Raw genomic sequence first — 18,680 nt, forward strand, 5'->3', positions numbered from 1 at the left:
CCATGTCGCTGGAGTTCTCGAAGAAGCTTGCTGCCCACCAAACCCCCATTCCCGGCGTCGTTCTCTACGACCTCCCGGTCCACGGCGACAACCGGGGATGGTTCAAGGAGAACTGGCAGCGGGAAAAGATGCTTGCTCTCGGGTTGCCTGACTTCCGGCCCGTGCAGAACAACATCTCCTACAACGAAAAGGCCGGAACCACCCGTGGGATCCATGCCGAGCCGTGGGACAAATTCATTTCGGTGGCCACCGGCCGCATCTTCGGGGCGTGGGTTGATCTTCGGGAGGGCCCCTCGTTCGGTGCGGTCTTCACGGCTGAACTCGACCCGAGCCAGGCAATCTTCATCCCCCGCGGAGTCGGCAATGCGTTCCAGACGCTGGAGGACAATACCGCCTACACGTACTTGGTGAACGACCACTGGTCCGCGGACGCTCAAGGTCAATACACCTTCCTTAACCTCGCCGATGAGACGGCTGCGATCCAGTGGCCGATTCCGCTCACCCAGGCGGAACTCTCTGACAAGGACAAAGCGCACCCGCGGATGGCCGACGTGGTCCCGATGGCAGCCAAGAAGATCCTTGTGGTAGGTGCCGGGGGGCAGCTGGGCAAGGCACTTCGTGCCCAGTACGACGGCGATACCTCGGTTGAGTTTGCAGGCCGCGCTGAGTTCGATCTCACCAACGCGAACAGTTTCAAAAGCAGGAACTGGAAGAACTACTCGACGATTATCAACGCCGCCGCCTACACTGCTGTCGACGCAGCGGAAAGCGCAGATGGGCGGGCCTCCGCCTGGTCCATCAACGTCGCGGCCGTAGCGCAACTGGCGCGCACCGCCGTCGAGAATGATCTCACTTTGGTCCATATTTCCTCGGACTATGTCTTTGACGGTAGCCGCGATATCCACGACGAGGACGAGCTCTGCTCTCCCTTGGGCGTTTATGGGCAGACCAAGGCCGCCGGAGACGCGGTAGTCAGCGTGGTTCCCCGCCACTACATTGTGCGGACCAGTTGGGTTATTGGAGAAGGAAATAACTTCGTCCGCACCATGGCCAGCCTGGCGCGAAAAGGGGTCAAGCCTTCCGTCGTGAATGACCAGACAGGCCGCCTGAGCTTCACCCAGGACATTGCGGCTTTCATTCGACATTTGCTGGAGTCGGATGCAACCTACGGTTTGTATAACTTCAGCAATGACGGGCCCGTCAGGAGCTGGGCGGATATTGCGCGGGATGTGTTCGAGCAGTGCGGGGCATCCGGCAGTGACGTCACTGGCATCACCACTGCCGAATATTTCAAGGACAAGGCAGCGGCCCCGCGGCCACTTTCCAGCACGCTCGACTTGGCAAAGACGCGCTCTACGGGTTTCGACATACCTGATGCCGACGAGCGGCTGGCAGCCTATCTGAAGTTGGAAAACGATAAGGCATGAGACCTGTAGATCAGACGCAGCACACCCTTGTGATCATGCCGGCCTGGAACGAATCGGAGGCCATCGGCAACACGATTCGTGAGGTCTTCGAGTTTGGCCCGGATTGCGATGTCCTGGTAGTTGACGACGGTTCACGGGACGACACGGCACAGGTAGCCCGTGATGCAGGCGCGCTGGTTGTGCAGCTACCGTTCAACATGGGCGTTGGCGGTGCCATGAGAACCGGGTTCAAATTCGCAAAGATGCACGGCTACACCCAGGTCATCCAAGTGGATTCGGATGGCCAGCACGATCCCCGGGATATAAAAGCCGTCCTCGATGGGCTCCAGGAAGCAGACATCGTCATCGGTGCCCGCTTCGCCGATAAGGGCAATTACACAGTCCGCGGGCCCCGTAAGTGGGCCATGAACGTCCTGGCGTGGACGATATCGAGGGTCGCAGGAACCCGGCTCACGGATGTCACGTCAGGCTTCCGCGCTGCGAACACGAAGGCCATCCGGCAATACGTAGACCACTACCCTGCGGAGTACCTCGGGGACACCATTGATTCCCTGGTTGTTGCGATCCGGTCTGGGTGCACCGTGCGCCAGGTTGGAGTGTCAATGCGGGAGCGGCAGGGCGGGACGCCGAGCCACGACCCATTGAAGGCAGCCATCTACCTCGGCCGGTCAGCTTTTGCCCTCCTCTTCGCTTTGACGCGCAAGAAGAACGAACCGTCATCCAACTAGGAGTTCACATGGCCACGCTTGTTGGCTTCATCTTTGTGCTGGTCATTCTGCTCATTATCTTCGAGATGCTCCGCCGGCGTCATTTGAGGGAAAAGTACGCAGTCCTCTGGATCATCATCGGTGTTGGAATGCTGGTCCTTGTTGCGTTCCCACAGCTGCTTTTCTGGGCCAGCGGCGTGCTCGGCGTTCAAGTGCCTTCAAACCTTCTTTTCGCGATGGCATTGCTTTTGCTCGTCCTGGTCTGCCTTCATCTGTCTTTCGAGCAGTCCCAGGCTGAGGACGAAATCCGTGTCCTGGCCGAAGAAGTAGGAATTCTGCGGCTCAAAGTACAGGAACTGGAAAAAGGCCAAACACGCGATCAATCTGTACCGGACAACGAGGTGCCAAGCGCGGGAAGGCCACCCGAAACCACTGCATAAACTATTCAGGTGGCTGCCGGTCAATGCCTGCAGCCACCTGAATTATTTAAGTCTCCTAAGAGATAACGTGTTTCAACAGCCGGGGCAGGGAATCGGTCTTTCCAATCGCCAGGGAACGCGCGACCAGGGTAGCGGCGTTCAGACGCGACGTCGTATGGAAAGCAGCCGCGCGAGCTGTCCTCTGCCAGCCGAGTTCGCGGAATCGGCGCGCCTGGCCCTCGAAGAAGGCCCGCTCCTCATCGAAGCGCCTCCCATCCAGAGCCTTAACTGATGAGTCTGAGGCTGAATGACGGCGGTAAAGGAATGCCAAGGTTGGATCAACCACCATAGATCCGTTTTCAGCAGCAATATCCAGCAATAGTGCGAGGTCCTGGACGACGTGCAGCCCCTCGGTGAAACCGATGCGGCGAATCACGTCCGTGCGCCAAGCAAGGGACGGGAAGTAAGCCCAGTCTGCCCGCATAAGGCTGGTTGCCATTCTTTCGCCCTGCAGGAGGACCGGTTCCTTGACGCTCGGGGCATAGACCTTCTTGACGATGTCGACCAGAGGCGACGCGACTCGGCCCTTCTCATCGATCACCTGGACCCCTGGCTGCACCACGCTGGCTTGTGGGTAGGCTTCGAAAGCCTTTGATACTACTGCCAGATAGTTCGGCAGCATGATGTCATCAGCGCCCATGACGACGACGATGGGGGCTTCAGCCAGGTCCAGGGCCTTGCGGTAGTTTCCGTTGGCACCCAGGTTCTTTTCGTTCTTTTGGTAGCTCACCCGAGGGTCGGAGATGGATTCGAACCAGCGCTGAGGTTCGGGGCTTGGAAACCCATCATCCACCACGATGAGCCGCCAGTCTTCGAACTGCTGGCTCATGACGCTCTGGGCAGCGAGTTTCATCAGGTCGACGTCCCCATAGTAGGGAAGCAATACATCAATGGCCATGTGCCAGGTAGATCCTTTTCTTGTCTTCCAGCGGATGCCCGCCAGCGGTTAGTCCGAACGTGAGCCAGATGGTCGTTTGAGAAGTGCTAGTCCGTGCCTTCAGCGGTCACAGTTCCTGCACGAGCAGGAACTTTTCCGGGCTCATGCCTGAAAATCCATACCTTATAGAGCCAAAAGTTCCAAGATGTGGTCAGTACAGTCGCGAACGCTTTGCCTATTCCGTAGGAAATTCCCCAGGCGTCGAAGCCGTTCACGATGACATCTATTGCCACGATGTTGAAAACCACCAGGGCCAGATACTTAAGCAGGCTCACATGGCTCCGGTTTCTGGCACGGAACGTAAAGGAGCGCTGGAGGGCGAAGTTGAACACCAAGCTGGCGACAAAAGCGATGGGCGTGGCAATCCAGAGGTCCACTCCGAAGACTTCATGCATGAGGGCCAGTAGAACAAGATCTACTGCGAAGGAAGCGCCTCCAACGAGCAGGAACTTGATCAGGTGACTGCGCTCAACGATCCCTGAGATCCGGGAAGCGAGTTTCTGTGCTCGATGCTTCACTGATCGCGCACTGTCTGTTGTCTGCAAGCCACTCCCAGTTCCGTATACCCCCGCAGGTTGCAGTCGGGCTCAAGCCATCATACCGGGTGGCTGTCCATGGGGTGCTACCGGCAAAGAGGTCGAGGCGGCATTCGCGCCGACGGCTTCGACCGGTTCCATGACGTTATACTTGCGTTGCCGTTGCATACGTGGCGCCCTCGCCGGGGGCGCGGGGGTTAATTCGGCGCTTCAGAAATTTGGGGGAGCAACAACACATCATTCTGCGGCATCGAGCCATAGCCGGTGATTTCACCTTTGGTCCCCTTGGTCTGGGCGCCAGCCGCGATCTATGGGCGGCAGGGATCCCATGCAAGTCGGTCGAAATTGTCTGTGCAGCGTCGTGCCCGGGTTATGGCAAAGGTAACAGCAGTCGTTAGGCAAGAAGGAAGAGCAGAATGTCACCCCAGATGTCGTCCAGACTTCAAAGCATCAGCTTGCATGCCTGGCGTTGGGTGTCAGCTTCCGACCGAATGGCGCGAATGGCCGTCATCGCTGTGTATGCGTTCCTGGTGATCACTGGAGCCACGACCTCTTCAATTGGAGTGGCAGAACTCCGACAAGATCCTTCCCACCCGGAAGGAAACCAACTGGGGTCGAGCTCCGCTATTCGCTCTGACGAGTACAACGCATTCTCCCCGATTGCGATCTCCATCATGGCGACGGGGGCAGCCCCGACTACCAGCTATCTTGCCGCGCCGGCTGATGTCGTTCACAGGTATCCTTCCGGCGGGTTCTTCGAAACGTTCGTCTACTTTGATTCCACCATGCTCCGGTCCGCGGCGGTTCTGCCCGACGAGATGGTTTTCGCAGCCCACTGGTGGCTCCCGGCCTTCCTGCTCTTCCTTTTCCTTCCCAAATGGTTTCAGCAGATTGGGGCATCCCGGCACATGGGATGGCTGGCTGCTTTCCTTATAGCGCTCTCCCCCGCCGCATCCTGGTGGACGATGATGCCGATCCAGCTAATCGCGTACACGATCGCGGGGTCGAGTCTCCTGCTCTCCGCATATGGCGGCTTCAAATCGCGGCGCCTGCCCATCCCGCTCGCTCAGTCCGTTGCTGGTGGAATTCTCCTCGCCGGCATCCCCAGCTTCTACATTCCGTGGTCTTTGGTTCTGGGTCTTCCCGTGGTGGCTGCAACGTCCCTTTGGATCCTTTCCCGGAAGGAGAGTTGGGTGCCGAAGATCAAGGCCCTCGGCTTCACAGCCGGTGTAGCGTTGATATTCGGGATAGGCACGCTGCTGGAAAACAGGGAGGGCATCAATGCCCTGCTGAACACGGTATATCCAGGTTCGCGACGGTCAACTGGCGAAGCTCAGCCATTTGGGTTCCTTTTTGGTGCACCATCCCTGGGGGAGCTCAAAGATGCAATCCCTGTCGGCAGCAACCAGAGCGAGATGTCTACCGCGTTTACCATAACCTTCCTTTGGGCTGTGCTGGTATGGCTGGGCGTCTCTGGAATCGGCAGATGGAGGGATAATGTCGTACCCCTGATACTTTCCTTCTTTGGTGCTGTGTGGCTTCTGTGGTGCACCTTTAATTTTGGCCCTGTGGGGGCTCAAATCCCTCTGCTCAACTATGTCCAGCCTGCCAGGGCGGCCCAAGTCTGCGGAATTATCGGCACATTGTTGGTTGCCGTGCTGTTGTCCCGTCTCAAGGACAGCCCCCGGTGGCGCTTGCCCATTGCTGCAGGGCTCACAACAGGACTGGTAACCGCCTATGCGGGTTCCCAGCTTCAGCTCACTTATCTGCCGGGCATGTCAAGGAAGGAGGCGCTTCTCGCGGCTGCCGGCGTTGCAGCAGTCGTCTTCTTTGTCACACGCTTTCCCAAGTCCATTTATCCCGTCGGACTTGCTGCTGTCGTTGCCGCGATTCCAGTCTATGGCGCTAATCCTCTACTTTTCGGCTTGGGCGACCTCAGAGCGTCACCAGCAGCGACCTACTTATATTCCGAGGGGAGCGAAAGCCGCGAAGCAGGAACTCTCTGGGCCACCGACAGGTCGGCTGTTGACACCCTCTTGCTTGCTAGTGGCGTGCCCTCACTCACGGGAGTTCAGCGCTCCGGCCCCGACCAAAGTAAGTGGAGCATTCTTGATCCCGAACATCGATATGCCAACGACTGGAACAGGGGCGGCGGCTTCATTCAATTCGCCTGGACACCTGGGCTGCCAAAGACCTTCTCAAACAACGGTGGAGACAGGACAATCCTCCACATTGACCCCTGTGATCTGAAAGGGGCGTTTCCAAGCCTTACCCACATCACGGCATCCGGAGAACTTTCCGCTTCTTGCTTGACCCTGGAGAAAGAACTGACCTGGTCTGGACAAAAGACGCTAGTCTACCGCGTCTCATGACTGACGCCTTGTTCCCTCCGGGCGACGATACACTGGATCCTGCTGCCTGACGACTCCCACAGTTGGGGCCGGTCAATTCGGATAAGCGAAAAGGAACAGTGAGACGTGACGCGCCAGAGTGACGCCAGAGTGGTGGCCATTATTTCCGCATTCCACCCGCCGGTGGACCTGTCCGAGAGAGTCCTGGAACTCAACAAGCAGGTGGCACACACCGTGGTTGTCGATGATGGCTCGGATATCAGCCATTCCAGCACCGTCCTGCAGAAGCTTGAAGAGATCGGCTGCACTGTGCTCCGGATGCCGGAAAATTCAGGAATTGCTGCCGCCCTGAACACCGGCATCAATCTGGCGCTTCAAAAGTGGTCCCCCGACTTCGTGTTGACCCTGGACCAGGACTCCGCGCTTGATCCCGGCTACATTGAAGCTGCGCTCAACACCTTCACGGCGGCGAAGGCCGAGGGAATAGATCCCGGACTTATCAGCGCCCAGTCGCACAATGGCCTAAACGTTCCCCTTCTCACCAAAAAAGCTCACTTTCCTGAAGCCTTCGATCCCCTCCAATCTGGAGCTCTGATACCTGTCTCAACCCTCAAAGCCGTGGGAATGATGGATGAAAGACTCTTCATCGATTGCGTGGACTCTGAATTCAATCTGCGCGTCCGGTCCCATGGCCTCGCCACCCTGATAGGAAAGGGCTGCAATATGACCCATGCCCTGGGGCATGCACAGCCGATGATGCTTTTCGGATGGCATGTGTCCGTTCTGGGCACCAAACGGCACGTCCACTCGCACGCGCCGTTCCGGGTGTACTACATAACCAGAAACAGCATTTACCTTTGGCGCCAATACGGTGCGCGATTCCCAGGCTGGCTCCTGCGACGGCTCAGATTCCAATTGGAAAGCGACATCTTTCGACTGCTGTATGGGGCAAACCGCAAGGGGCAACTCCGTGCTTTGGCCCGCGGCTGCCTCGACGGCTGGCTTGGACGGCTCGGAAAGATTGACCCCTCATTTCAGCAACGGATCAGCTCATGAATGCGAAAGCGGTAAAAAGGGTATCTGTCTGCATGGCAACATATAACGGACAGGATTACCTGGCGGAGCAGATATCGTCCATTCTCGACCAACTGTCGCCCGAGGACGAACTCATCGTCGTGGACGATGCCTCCAAAGATGGGACGATCGACGTCGTCCGCAGCATCAATGACTCCCGTATCATCCTCCTTCCCAACCAGGAAAACATGGGGTATGTTTCCAGCTTCGAGAAGGCAATCGCCGCGAGCAAAGGTGCCTACATCATGCTCTCGGACCAGGACGACATCTGGTTGCCGGGGCGCGTGGAAAAGCTGGTGGATTCACTGCACACCAAGGCCTTTGCGGCAAGCAACTTCACGGTGTTTGGCGGCCCCGCCAACAAGCTGCAGAAAGTGCAGTTGAAGAAGGCCGACAGTGGGCGTTGGCTATCGAACCTGGTTACCACGTGGATCGGCATCCGACCCTACTATGGCTGCACCATGGCCTTCCGCGCAGATGCCAAGCGTCTGATTCTTCCCTTTCCAACGTTTCTTACGGAAACCCACGACCAGTGGATAGCGATCGTGGCGAACATTAATCGTGAAATGGAACATGTGGAATCGGCCACTGTTGCACGCCGCCTGCATGAACAAAACACGACACCCAAATCGCGACGTCCCATCTCCAAAATCGTCCGAGCCAGGATTATGTTGCTCCGGGCGTTCCTCGTTGCCCTTCGTCGGAAGTCCCAGACAACATGAGCCCCGCTCCTTCGCCTCCAACTTCGCCAGCTCAGGCGGGTAACTATTCTGAAGCATTTGGCGCTGTAGCTATGGCCGCCTACGAGCCCGACGAAACCATGTTCGCTCGGCAGCTCTTGTCCATTCAAGCCCAGACTCACACCGCCTTTGTATGCCTCATATCGGCTGATGGCAATTTTGAGCGCGTCCAGGACATTGTCAGCCGGACCTGCGGAGGCGACAGGCGTTTCAAGGTGCTTGGATACGACGACAGGCTTGGGTTCCATCACAATTTTGAGCGTGCGCTCAATGCAGTTCCTGCGGAGGCACGCTGGGTAGCCCTCAGCGACCAGGATGACTACTGGTATCCGGAAAAGCTCACCACGCTGCTCCCCTACCTCGAGGAGTCAGCGCTTGTGACGTGTCAAGCCCGCGTCGTATCACCAGAGATGTCAACAACAGACCTGGACCCAGCCAAGGGTACTCAGACCGATCGGAAGAATGTAGGGCCGGCTGATCTTGTCGCCAACAACCAGGTTACAGGCGCACTCTGTGTGTTTCGCCGTGAAGTCCTTGAGTTGGCTTTGCCCTTCCCGTCGCTGGCCGCCCCTTCCCAGTATCACGACCATTGGATCGCTCTCTGCGCTATGGCCGGAGACGGCGCACGCGTGAAGGACCTGGTCCTCCAGGACTACATCCAGCACGGCGGCAACGTTGTGGGAGAATCCCGGCAGAGTCTTACGGGCTCGATACGTAACACGTTCCGGTTCGTGCGCCGCTACGAAGGCAACGCTTCGCCTATAAGTATCTGCCGACTCATCTATAAGACAGGGCTGGGCTGGCGGACGCTGATGGCACGGACGCTCCTGCAGCGGCTTCAGAGCGACGGACGTTCAATCCCTGCGGACCTTCGGGGTGCATTGGAAATTTATGCCGCGCCCAAGGCACTACGCCTGATCCAGCTTTTGGCATTGGGTTGGCGACGCAAAAATGTGCCCTTGATGCGGGTGCTGGAAATCTTGCTGGGGGTCTTCGTGAAACCCATCAGCAGCCGGAACATAACCAACTGACCTGTTCGCCGGCGCCCTCGCGGTGCTTCGGTTCCAAGGCCCCCTTGAGCGTCCGGTGCTGCCGCAGCACGTGACCGGGACCGTCAGCAGTTGATGCGTTCCCGGGCCTCGGTGGTAAGGGTGGCCAGCAGTTCACCGGGCATCTGACGGGTGGGTTTGGTGAAGAAACCCTGCCCATAACCCTTGGCAACCGCCACAAACCAGTCCTTCTTACTCCGGGCGGCCAGTCCCTGGTGCAGAGAATGCTGGATCAACAACAGAACATCGAACACATTGGTACCCAGCGGGAATCCCCGTTCCCGGATGTACCAAAGGCTGTTTCTGACATGGAAGAACAGCCGTGATCCCATGTCCTCTCCAATGCCCTTGGCAACCGGGTGGTTGACTTGGCTCTCCTTGACGGTCATCGCGAAGCCCATCTTGGACAGTCGATGGGTGTATTCGGAGTCATCAATCCAGATAAAGAAGTCCTTGAACGGCAGATGCGTGGCGGCGGCAACCTGAAGGTTGATCAGCACGCCCACGAAGGTCGCGGCATCAATGGCGATACCGCCCAGTTCGCTGGCCCGTACCTGCTTATGAGCGTCCCGGCTCACTACGGGGGGATTCCTGGGATTGAACTCCCCCCGGCCCGCCGTCACGAGTGACGCAAGGAACGCGGGACGGGGCGCCATGGACTCGAACTTTTCCATCAACGGCGCCAGTGCGTCCAATTCGGGTTCAGCGTCGTCGTCCATGAGCCACGCTGCATCATGGCCGTGGGCAAGAGCAATCTCCACTCCCCAGGCGAAGCCCCCGGCTCCACCGAGATTGGCACCTGTCTCAAACATCGTGACAGTCGGGTGTGAGTCGCGTATGTACTCTGCGCTTCCGTCGGTGGATCCGTTCTCAATGACGATGATTTCATCGAGCGGCCTCGTCTGCTGTTCCAGAGCCGCCAGGCACTTCTTCAGGTAGTCAAGACGGTTGTAAGAGACGACGACAGCAGCTACGGACATGAAATTTCCTGACTTTTTAGATCAACTTCCCGGTACATCGTAGTCGACCTGGCGCACAATCCCCTTGTCCGGCGAGGGGCGCCGGCTACTCTAAGCTGGATACTTTGGCGCTCAACGCTTACAAAGGCACGTCGAAGGAACAGAACCGCATGAAAGCAATTGCCGCAGCGCTGGCCAGGTTGGCGAAGTTTGCCCTGACCGTTGGCCTCGGCACCGTCGTCGGACTAATAGCTATTCCTGTCATCACCGACGTTGTCGGGTCCGGGCTGTGGGCCATCCTTGCGCTGGTGCAATCGCTGGCCACCCTGTTCGGTGTACTGGTCGCCTTTGGATGGGGAACCGTCGGACCGTCGATGGTCGCGTCGCTGCCAGCGGCCGAACGTCCGCAACTTTTCGCGGACTCACTCGTAACGCGCTCCTATCTCTACTTGTTGACGGCACCAATCATGGGCTGCGTCATGATTGCTTTGCAGCCGGCCCATGCCGCCTTTGTCTTCCTGGCCTCCCTGACGTATCTTCTCCCCTTCCTTGGGGCCTCTTGGTACTTTATCGGCGAGGCAAAGCCAACACGCCTCTTTCTGGCTGACGCGCTGCCGCAGTTGGCCGGTACGGTTGCTGGACTTTTCGTTCTTACGAACACGAGAGATTTGACTCTCATGGTGCTGACGCAACTGCTGTTCAGCCTGTTTGCCGTAGCGATCAGCGCAGTCGTGGTGCTGGGCTCGGCTAAGTCGACCCTGAGCTTCGACTTCTCCATCCGTGGGTCCTGGTCGCGCATGCAGTTGCAACGGCACGGAGTCATCACTGCGGCGACTGGGAGCCTCTACGTGAATTTGCCGATTCTTGCCGTCACAATCCTGATTCCGTCCCATTTGGACGTGTACGCCTTCGCGGACCGGCTGTTCCGATACGGCGCCGTAGCTTTCTCGCCCGTTCTCCAATTTATTCAGGGTTGGATACCGGAAGGTGGCGTACGGGACCAGAAGCATAGAATCCGGCGTGCAGCCCAGGCCGCGCCCTTGATTGGGGTGGCAGGCGGTCTGGCCCTGGCGATCCTTGGCCCGTTTGCGGCTCAAGTTCTTGTCAAAGATCCCATCCCATTCGGCACAAGCCTCAGCGTACCGATCGGAGTGGCTTTTGCAGCGGTGGCGCTATCACAGGTGCTGGGACTGGCTTGCCTTGTAGCAGTTGGACGGGCACGGGACCTAGCGAGATCGACACTCATCGGCGCCCTGGCAGGTGCCCCGATGATCGTAGCGGGAGCACTCAGCCTTGGTGTGGTGGGGGTGGCCTGGGCCGTCGCCATATCCGAAGCCCTTGTTGCGGCTTACCAGCTTGTGGTACTCCGTCGACACATGCGGGGCTAAGCAGGGGTCATAGTTCCCGCAAAGCGGATACCAACCGTTCCGTGGCTGAATTATGAGGCCGGGTTTAGCCTCTACGCAGGAGGGGAAGGGCACAGGTCGAGTTTGTAGAGCTTCGCCTCACCCTGGGAGTCTTCGAGTGTGGCCATGCCTGCAGCTATGAGGGCGTCCAGTCCTTTATAGCCACTGTCCCTTCCATGGACTTCCCGGTGCCCGAAGTCGAGGATGTATTCGATCTTCAGGCTTTCAACTGTCGGGCATACGGCGGGATCGTCCTTGGCCGGAGCAGGACCGTTAAGCAAAGGAGTTGCACCTTGGGGAACGGCGCTGAGGATGTGGAGTTGGACGAGCTTCCGGTCGGCAAAGGCGTACGCGAGGGAACTTCCGTTCCATGGATTGCCCACCATAAGGGCGTCCTGGGGCACTTCGCCTGGCAAGCGCTTGATGAGCGCCATCTCGTCGCTGGAGATCAGCGGTGAGTTCTCGGACAACCGGTAAGACCCTGCCATTGACGCTTCGGCTTGGCTGACATTGCCGCGTTGAGTCGCCACAATCAAAGCCAAAACCATGACGGTAGCCGCCACGGCGCCCAACATCTCCGGCCGCAAAGTCTTCCCGCCCGTCACAGGCGCGGTAGGCCGGACAGAACGGCCCCTTATCAGGCCGGCGCCCTTTGCCACGAGGATGGACAGCTGATTCCACACCGCGACGGCACCCCTGCACGCAAGCGGAATCGTCACCACGGGCAGGAGAGCCGCCAGCCGGGGAGGGTCGTTGTACCAGATGCCAGTGAGGAAAAGCCGGAAGTCGTCAGCCGGAAAGGAGCTGACCACAACGAAGAGAAAAGCAGCCACCGCATAGGTTCCCAGCAGCCACAGCTGCCGCCCGGACCGGAAAGTTAAGTAAATGCCGATCAGCGTCAGGAGCATGATGCCCCACGCAACTGGACGGCCAATTGCTGAGCTGGAGATCACCTCTCCAATTGCCTGCCCCGTCGACTCTACCGGCGGCCAGAACGCAGCCTCGGCTGGAGGACGCACCGCGTCCCACAAGACTCGGAGCAGTACGACGGCGACAACGAAGCCGAGTGCCAGGGCCGTTGAAACGATGATTCGTTCCTTGCCCCGCCGGGTTGCAACCGTAGTCGTGAAAATGCGGGTGTATACGTAGAGGGCCGGGGGCAACATCAGTGCCAGCCACGCCATGGCGGCGCTTGGGTGGGCAAGTGCCATACCCGGAAGAGCCGCAAGCAGCAGGAACAGGCTCAGGAGCCTGGATCGGCTGGATACGGCAGACAGGCCAAGTGCGTCCAGTCCCAAGGCAATCACCATAGGCAGGAGGGCAAGCGCAAGAAAATTCGGGTACAGGACACCGAAGTCCAAGAGGGAAATTGGAAAAGCGCCGAATGCAGCAGATGCAATGCCTGCAGTGATGCTGACGGCCGGACGGCGCCCCCAAATGGCCTGTGCGAGATAAATGCACCCAAGCGGCCAGACGAAGGAGGCCACGACAATATTCATGACGTTTACGGATGCCGTGATGTCCCCTCCCCCAATGCCGACGAGCAGGGAGACCAGGTCGTGCCAGGCGGCGGGATAGGAACCGGCCCCCGTCATCGCATTAAGCGTGAGGGACGAGCCGGAGCCGGTGTCGAGAATGTACCGCACAGCGTTCAGGTGGAACACATTGTCGAAGGTTTGGGAAAACGACTCCGGGGAACCGGCGGCGTTCAACAGCCGACGACCAATCATGACGGCTGCGATGGCCAATGCCGCCAAAGAGGCAAGGATCCAGTGGCCCGGATTGTCCTTCAACCCCGCATCAACCGCACCGGCCCGCTTCCTGAGCAGGAGGGACACCGCAAGAGCTACGGCGGCCACCCCAATGGTTACGGCGACCACCGGCAGGAGCGACCAGGCAATTCCAGCGAAGGGTGCCAGGATTGCAGCCACAGCAATTATTGAGACGCTCACAGAGGGAGCAGCGGCGGCGGCCCGGGTGGCACCCAGTCGCGCGGCCATGCCGACGGTGAATCCGGGAATCATCAGCAGGGCCACCGCGAGGACAAACTGTGGTACTGCGTCAAACCAAGACAAAAGTCCTCCGTACGGCTACTGGAGCGCGGGTATGTTCTGCCTGCCGCGGCTGCCTGCTTGAAAACGTCACGGACGGCCTGGTAAGGCCCGCGACGAAGGGTTAAATTAGGTCAATTGCGCAACAGGCCGACAGCCTCATGTATCGGCCCGTCGTAAATCATTTCTCCGTGTTTGAGGAGAACACCCCGTTTGCAGATCCTCGACACAAGATCCAAGTCATGGCTCACCACGACCAAGGTCTTGCCGTCCTGCGCCAATTCCTGGATTTTGTCGATGCACTTCCGTTGGAAAGGCTCATCTCCTACTGCGAGGATCTCATCGATCAGGAAAACCTCAGGGTCTGTGTGCACAGCAACGGAAAAGGCGAGCCGCAGGTACATTCCGGACGAGTAGAACTTGACCTCGGTATCTATGAACTGGCCAATCTCGGAAAACTCGACAATGTCGTCGAACCGGTCCTTGATCTGCTGCTCGGTCATTCCCAGGATGGCGCCGTTAAGGAACACGTTGTCGCGTCCGGAGAGGTCCGGGTGGAAGCCCGCGCCGACTTCGATCAGTCCCGCCACCCTGCCCCTTGTTTTTACTGTTCCTGAATCAGGAAGCATGACCCCCGAAATATGCTTGAGCAGAGTGGACTTGCCGGAACCGTTCAGGCCCAGCAGCGCCACTGTTTCCCCCGCCTCGACGTTGAGAGAAACGTTCTTTAGCGCGTGGAACTTCTCCGAAAGATCCCCTTTGCGCCCCTTGACGAGCCAAACGACGGCTTCCTTGATGGATCGCGTATGGCGGAGGACGAATTGCTTGCTGATGTCAGAGACTTCAATTGCGTTGACCACTTAGAGCTCCTGCGCGAAACGGCCCTCAAGGCGCCGGAAAGTGAATTGGCCCAGGACGAGGATCGCCAAGGCAACGCCGATCCCAACCACCAGCCAAAGACTAAAAAGATTGGGGGGCATGGCGACGGAACCGTCAGTCGTCGGGAACCAGAACGCGTAATGAAAGAGCTCCACGCCGATCGTGATCGGATTCGCCTGGTAGACGGCAAACCATCCCGACCCCAGCTTCTCCTGAACCATGGACCAGGCATACATCACGGGGGAAGCCCAGGTGGCGACCATCAGGAGCATGTCCACCAGGTTCTCGGAGTCACGGAAGTAGACGTTGGCGGCGCCGAACAGAAGACCCAGGCCCGTGGCAAGGAGGGCAACGATTGCAAAGCCGGCCACCGCCGCGAGCAGCTGAAAAACGTTGGGATGCCATCCGGCGAAGAGACACCCGACGACGAGCACCACCAGCTGCGGGAAGAAGTGCACAGCCGAAACCCAAACGGACGCCACAGGAAAGAGTTCGCGCGGAAGATAGATCTTCTTGATGAGGTTTCCGTTGTTGACGATGGACCTGGCTGCATTTCCCAGTGCTTCGGAAAAGAAGTTGATTAGCACAATGCCCGAAAACAGGTAGACGGCGTAGTTGGCCAACCCTTCGGGGTTCCGTGCGCTTCGTTCCAGGCCCAGAAAAACCCCGAGAGCCACGTAGAAGACGATGAACTGCACTCCAGGCTTCACATACGACCAGAGCAGGCCCAGGACAGACCCTCGGTAGCGTACCTTGAGCTCTTTCCGTACCAGCAGCTTAAGAAGGAAGCCTGACTGCCTTATATCCCGGAGGCCACCACCCAGTCCGGGCGTGGTCAACTCCCCGGATGCGACTTCACTCACTTGATCTCGTTCTGGGTATGCTGCTCGAACGTCTTCCTCCAGGACTCCATAGAAGTGAGGTCCGACACGGCAGCTTTGTATTTCCTGCTGAGCGCGGGCCACTCCTTGAGCAGGGCAGAGTGAAGCCGCGCGCTCTCTGCCAGCATCTTCCGCAACTGCTTGGGATCCCGGCGGTACCAGGAGGCTCCGGTGCCTTCAGCGTTGGACACCACAGCGCTGTCGTACTGGGCCATGCGCCACCACCGGTTGTCCTGGTGCGCAATCGTTGTCTGAGGACGCTCTGCACTGGTGCCCTTGACCGGGCTTGCCAACTGCCGAACGACAGTCTTGGCCGCCCATGGAAGAAGGGTCAGCTTGCCAGGCTGCGACGGGCCGTGGCCCCGCCGCGGCGGTTTGTCCATCTTTGGCGCCGGAAAGTCTTCCGGATCAGGACGGAAGACTGCATCCGAATGTGCGGCCATCATCTCGCGGATCTGTGGCAGCTTGGCTGGCAGCAGCCCGGGCAGTGATTCCGGCCCCTTCAACACATCCTCCAGGGCCCATTGCCGGCCCTGGGCCGTGGCGTACTGCATGGACACCAGATGCTTGACGTCAGCGTATTGCGACTCCTTGATGACCCTGCCGCCGAACTCGTAGGGACTGTGAAGGAGGGCGGCCACCACCCTGTTGCGGGCGTGGAAGTAGGCCTGCCAGCCAACGAGGTCGTCCTTGTCAATCCAGGACACGTGCCAAACAGCTGAGCCCGGTAACGACACCGTGGGGTATCCGGCCGCCTTGGCCCGCAGCCCATATTCGGAATCGTCCCACTTGATGAACAGCGGGAGTGAGAGTCCGATCTCCCGGATTACCTGGGTGGGGATCAGGCACATCCACCAGCCGTTGTAATCGACGTCGCAACGCCGATGCAGCCACGGGGTTTGGCGAAGGTTGGACGACAGGAAGTCGTGGCCCAGGATCATGTCCTCGCTGGGTAGCGAAGGCTGGAACCGGTAAGGGTTTACCACTTCGCCGAAGGTGTGCAGGACCGTCCGGTTGTAGAGGTCGAACATGTGCCCTCCGACGAGGGTCGGAGTCTTGCACCGGTCCGCGAACGTCAGAAGGCGAATGATGCTCTCAGGCTCAACAACAACGTCATCGTCCATCAACAGGGCGTAGTCGCTGCCGTTCTCGACAGCCTCGAACATGCCCCGCGCAAACCCGCCCGAACCGCCCAGGTTGGACTGGTTGATGATGCGGAGCTTGCCCCTGAGGGAACGCTTGACGTCGTCGAACCCCTCAGCGTCGGAAAGTTTCTGTGTGCCCTGGTCAACAATCAGGATTTCCTGCACGTGGGCCAGCGCTTCTTCGCTGTCGGCAAGGAGCCGCAGGTTGTTGAGGCAGAAATCCGTTTTGTTCAGGGTGGTGATCTGGAGCGTGACGGACCCCGGCGTTGTTTCGACCGCCGGACCCTGCCATTCCGCGTCGAGCATGATCAAGGGCTCGGTTCCGGCCAGCAGGTCGAACCAGTACCACCCGCCGTCGCCGAAGGGCGCCAGTGAAAGTTCAAACGTGCTCTCCGCGTTGCCTTCAACCCGGCGGGTGTCCACCCGCTGCAGGGAACCGCGGGCGTTCGACTTGTAGACGATAACCGAGCCGGCGCCCTGGGTCCGGACCTGGAGCCGGATCTTGTCTACTGTCGTCCACCGACGCCAGTAGCTGGCGGGGAAAGCGTTGAAGTAGGTGCCGAAAGACACCCGTTCGCCGGAACGGACAGACGTTGAGTGCCGCGAAAGGAAGTCTTCAACGTGCGCTTCTTTGGTGGGGCTGCTGATGGTCCGGGGCTTCGCGGTCTTACCGTCGCGGTCGCCGGCGGTGGGCAACTGAATGCCCGTCGCGGTGCCCATGTCCATATAGAGGGGCACCGTGTCCATCTGGCTGGCACTGGGCAGGATCACACGCTGAAGCGTCTGCCACGCTCCCCGGTCCTTAACAGCGTCAGCCCTCACGGTGTTCTTCGTCTTGTTGTCGGTAGGGACGCTCATGCGTCGACTCCCCCGCTTTCAAGCTGTACGCCGCTTTCGAAGTGCGGCCGGATCTTGTTGTCAAACATGCTGAGAGCGGCGCCGATGGCCATGTGCATGTCGAGGTACTTGTAGGTGCCCAGCCTGCCGCCGAACAATACGTCCTTTTCGGCCGCAGCGAGGTCTCGGTACTTCAGGAGGCGTTCCCTGTCCGCGGAGGTGTTGACCGGGTAGTAAGGCTCATCGCCCTTTTCGGCAAAGCGCGAGAATTCGCGCATGATGACCGTCTTTTCGGTCTGGTAGTCGCGCTCCGGGTGGAAGTGGCGCGGTTCGATGATGCGGGTGTAGGGGACGTCTGCGTCGTTGTAGTTCACAACCGACGTGCCCTGGAAGTCGCCCATCTCAAGGACTTCTTCCTCGAAGTCGATGGTGCGCCAGGACAGGTCGCCCTCGGCATAGTCGAAGTACCGATCCACCGGGCCGGTGTAGACGACAGGAATGTTGCCCACGACCTTGTTTTTGCTGTACTCGTGGGACTCGTCGAAGAAGTCGGTATTGAGCCGCACCTCGATGTTGGGGTGCTCTGCCATCTTTTCGATCCAGGCGGTGTAGCCGTTGGTCGGCAGGCCCTCGTACTTGTCATTGAAGTACCGGTTGTCATAGTTGTAGCGCACAGGCAGCCGGGAAATGATACCGGCCGGCAGGTCCTTGGGATCTGTCTGCCACTGCTTGCCGGTGTAGTGCTTGATGAAGGCCTCGTACAAGGGGCGGCCGATCAGCTGGATGCCCTTGTCGTTCAGGTTCTGGGGGTCAGTTCCCGCCAGTTCCCCTGCCTGTTCCTGGATGAGGTCGCGGGCCTGGCCGGGGGTGAGATTGGCCCGGAAGAACTGGTTGATGGTGGCCAGGTTGATGGGAAGCGAATAGACCTCGCCCTTGTGGACGCCATAGACCTTGTGCACATAGTCAGTGAAGGTGGTGAACCGGTTGACGTACTCCCACACCCGCTCGTTCGAGGTATGGAAGAGGTGGGCGCCGTACCGGTGGATCTCGATCCCGGTCTGCTCTTCCTTTTCGCTGTACGCGTTTCCGCCGATGTGGTGGCGGCGGTCGATGACAACGACCTTCAGGCCGAGCTCAGTGGCGGCCTGTTCTGCGATTGTCAGGCCAAAAAAGCCGGACCCTACGATGACGAGGTCAGCGGTCACAAAATCTCCTGGTTCGA

16 protein-coding genes are annotated in these 18,680 nt (G+C 59.0%); 8 read left to right on the forward strand and 8 right to left on the reverse strand.

Annotated elements, in window-relative coordinates; genetic code table 11:
• Positions 1–2 precede the first annotated feature (2 nt).
• Genes LDO86_RS12820 through LDO86_RS12830 form a run of 3 tightly spaced genes read left to right on the forward strand, consistent with a single transcriptional unit; the run spans position 3 to position 2,574 of the window.
• On the forward strand, positions 3–1,427 hold the full coding sequence (locus tag LDO86_RS12820; protein ID WP_018768483.1) for a bifunctional dTDP-4-dehydrorhamnose 3,5-epimerase family protein/NAD(P)-dependent oxidoreductase: 1,425 nt from the start codon (positions 3–5) through the stop codon (positions 1,425–1,427).
• Positions 1,424–2,155, forward strand: a complete 732-nt coding sequence (locus LDO86_RS12825; RefSeq protein WP_018768484.1) for a glycosyltransferase family 2 protein — start codon at positions 1,424–1,426, stop codon at positions 2,153–2,155. The genes LDO86_RS12820 and LDO86_RS12825 overlap by 4 nt, the downstream gene beginning before the upstream one ends.
• A gap of 8 nt (positions 2,156–2,163) precedes the next feature.
• Positions 2,164–2,574 carry a DUF2304 domain-containing protein gene (locus LDO86_RS12830; protein WP_018768485.1) on the forward strand — a complete coding sequence of 137 codons (411 nt, stop codon included), beginning with the start codon at positions 2,164–2,166 and terminating at the stop codon, positions 2,572–2,574.
• 55 nt (positions 2,575–2,629) lie between these two features.
• Here LDO86_RS12830 and LDO86_RS12835 read toward each other — a convergent pair whose 3' ends face one another.
• Both LDO86_RS12835 and LDO86_RS12840 read right to left on the reverse strand, forming a co-directional pair.
• Entirely contained in the window at positions 2,630–3,511 is an 882-nt protein-coding gene (locus LDO86_RS12835; protein WP_018768486.1) for a glycosyltransferase, read from the reverse strand.
• Positions 3,512–3,597: 86 nt separating this feature from the next.
• Positions 3,598–4,095: a GtrA family protein gene (locus LDO86_RS12840; RefSeq protein ID WP_224084000.1), complete on the reverse strand. Its 498-nt coding sequence runs from the start codon at positions 4,093–4,095 to the stop codon at positions 3,598–3,600.
• Positions 4,096–4,586: 491 nt separating this feature from the next.
• Here LDO86_RS12840 and LDO86_RS12845 point away from each other — a divergent pair, with 491 nt between their 5' ends.
• From LDO86_RS12845 to LDO86_RS12860, 4 genes are all read left to right on the forward strand, one after another.
• Complete coding sequence (locus LDO86_RS12845) at positions 4,587–6,458, forward strand: hypothetical protein (protein ID WP_155845512.1); 1,872 nt, start codon at positions 4,587–4,589, stop codon at positions 6,456–6,458.
• 105 nt (positions 6,459–6,563) lie between these two features.
• Positions 6,564–7,493, forward strand: coding sequence for a glycosyltransferase (locus LDO86_RS12850; RefSeq protein WP_155845514.1), 930 nt, complete (start codon positions 6,564–6,566; stop codon positions 7,491–7,493).
• A complete protein-coding gene (locus tag LDO86_RS12855) occupies positions 7,490–8,233 on the forward strand; it encodes a glycosyltransferase (RefSeq protein WP_026265649.1) in 744 nt (247 codons plus the stop codon). Before LDO86_RS12850 ends, LDO86_RS12855 begins: the two co-directional genes overlap by 4 nt.
• 71 nt (positions 8,234–8,304) lie before the next feature.
• Entirely contained in the window at positions 8,305–9,282 is a 978-nt protein-coding gene (locus tag LDO86_RS12860; RefSeq protein WP_018768491.1) for a glycosyltransferase, read from the forward strand.
• Between the two features lie 83 nt (positions 9,283–9,365).
• Here LDO86_RS12860 and LDO86_RS12865 read toward each other — a convergent pair whose 3' ends face one another.
• Positions 9,366–10,280 carry a glycosyltransferase family 2 protein gene (locus LDO86_RS12865; RefSeq protein ID WP_018768492.1) on the reverse strand — a complete coding sequence of 305 codons (915 nt, stop codon included), beginning with the start codon at positions 10,278–10,280 and terminating at the stop codon, positions 9,366–9,368.
• 104 nt (positions 10,281–10,384) lie between these two features.
• On the opposite strand from LDO86_RS12865, the gene LDO86_RS12870 reads away from it, so the two are divergent.
• A complete protein-coding gene (locus LDO86_RS12870) occupies positions 10,385–11,647 on the forward strand; it encodes a polysaccharide biosynthesis C-terminal domain-containing protein (RefSeq protein WP_155845515.1) in 1,263 nt (420 codons plus the stop codon).
• A gap of 71 nt (positions 11,648–11,718) precedes the next feature.
• On the opposite strand, the gene LDO86_RS12875 is transcribed toward LDO86_RS12870, so the two are convergent.
• The 5 genes from LDO86_RS12875 to glf all read right to left on the reverse strand — a co-directional run bounded on the left by LDO86_RS12875 (position 11,719) and on the right by glf (position 18,663).
• A complete protein-coding gene (locus LDO86_RS12875; RefSeq protein ID WP_331274135.1) occupies positions 11,719–13,689 on the reverse strand; it encodes a DUF6541 family protein in 1,971 nt (656 codons plus the stop codon).
• Between the two features lie 161 nt (positions 13,690–13,850).
• Positions 13,851–14,576: an ABC transporter ATP-binding protein gene (locus tag LDO86_RS12880; RefSeq protein ID WP_018768495.1), complete on the reverse strand. Its 726-nt coding sequence runs from the start codon at positions 14,574–14,576 to the stop codon at positions 13,851–13,853.
• A complete protein-coding gene (locus LDO86_RS12885; protein WP_026265651.1) occupies positions 14,577–15,458 on the reverse strand; it encodes an ABC transporter permease in 882 nt (293 codons plus the stop codon).
• The gene (locus LDO86_RS12890; protein ID WP_026265652.1) at positions 15,455–17,479 is read right to left on the reverse strand and encodes a glycosyltransferase; all 2,025 of its coding nucleotides are present in this window, start codon (positions 17,477–17,479) and stop codon (positions 15,455–15,457) included. The genes LDO86_RS12885 and LDO86_RS12890 overlap by 4 nt, the downstream gene beginning before the upstream one ends.
• Positions 17,476–18,663, reverse strand: coding sequence for a UDP-galactopyranose mutase (gene glf, locus LDO86_RS12895; protein WP_018768498.1), 1,188 nt, complete (start codon positions 18,661–18,663; stop codon positions 17,476–17,478). The genes LDO86_RS12890 and glf overlap by 4 nt, the downstream gene beginning before the upstream one ends.
• Between the last annotated feature and the right edge of the window lie 17 nt (positions 18,664–18,680).

This window comes from Arthrobacter sp. StoSoilB19, assembly GCF_019977275.1.
GTDB lineage: Bacteria > Actinomycetota > Actinomycetes > Actinomycetales > Micrococcaceae > Arthrobacter.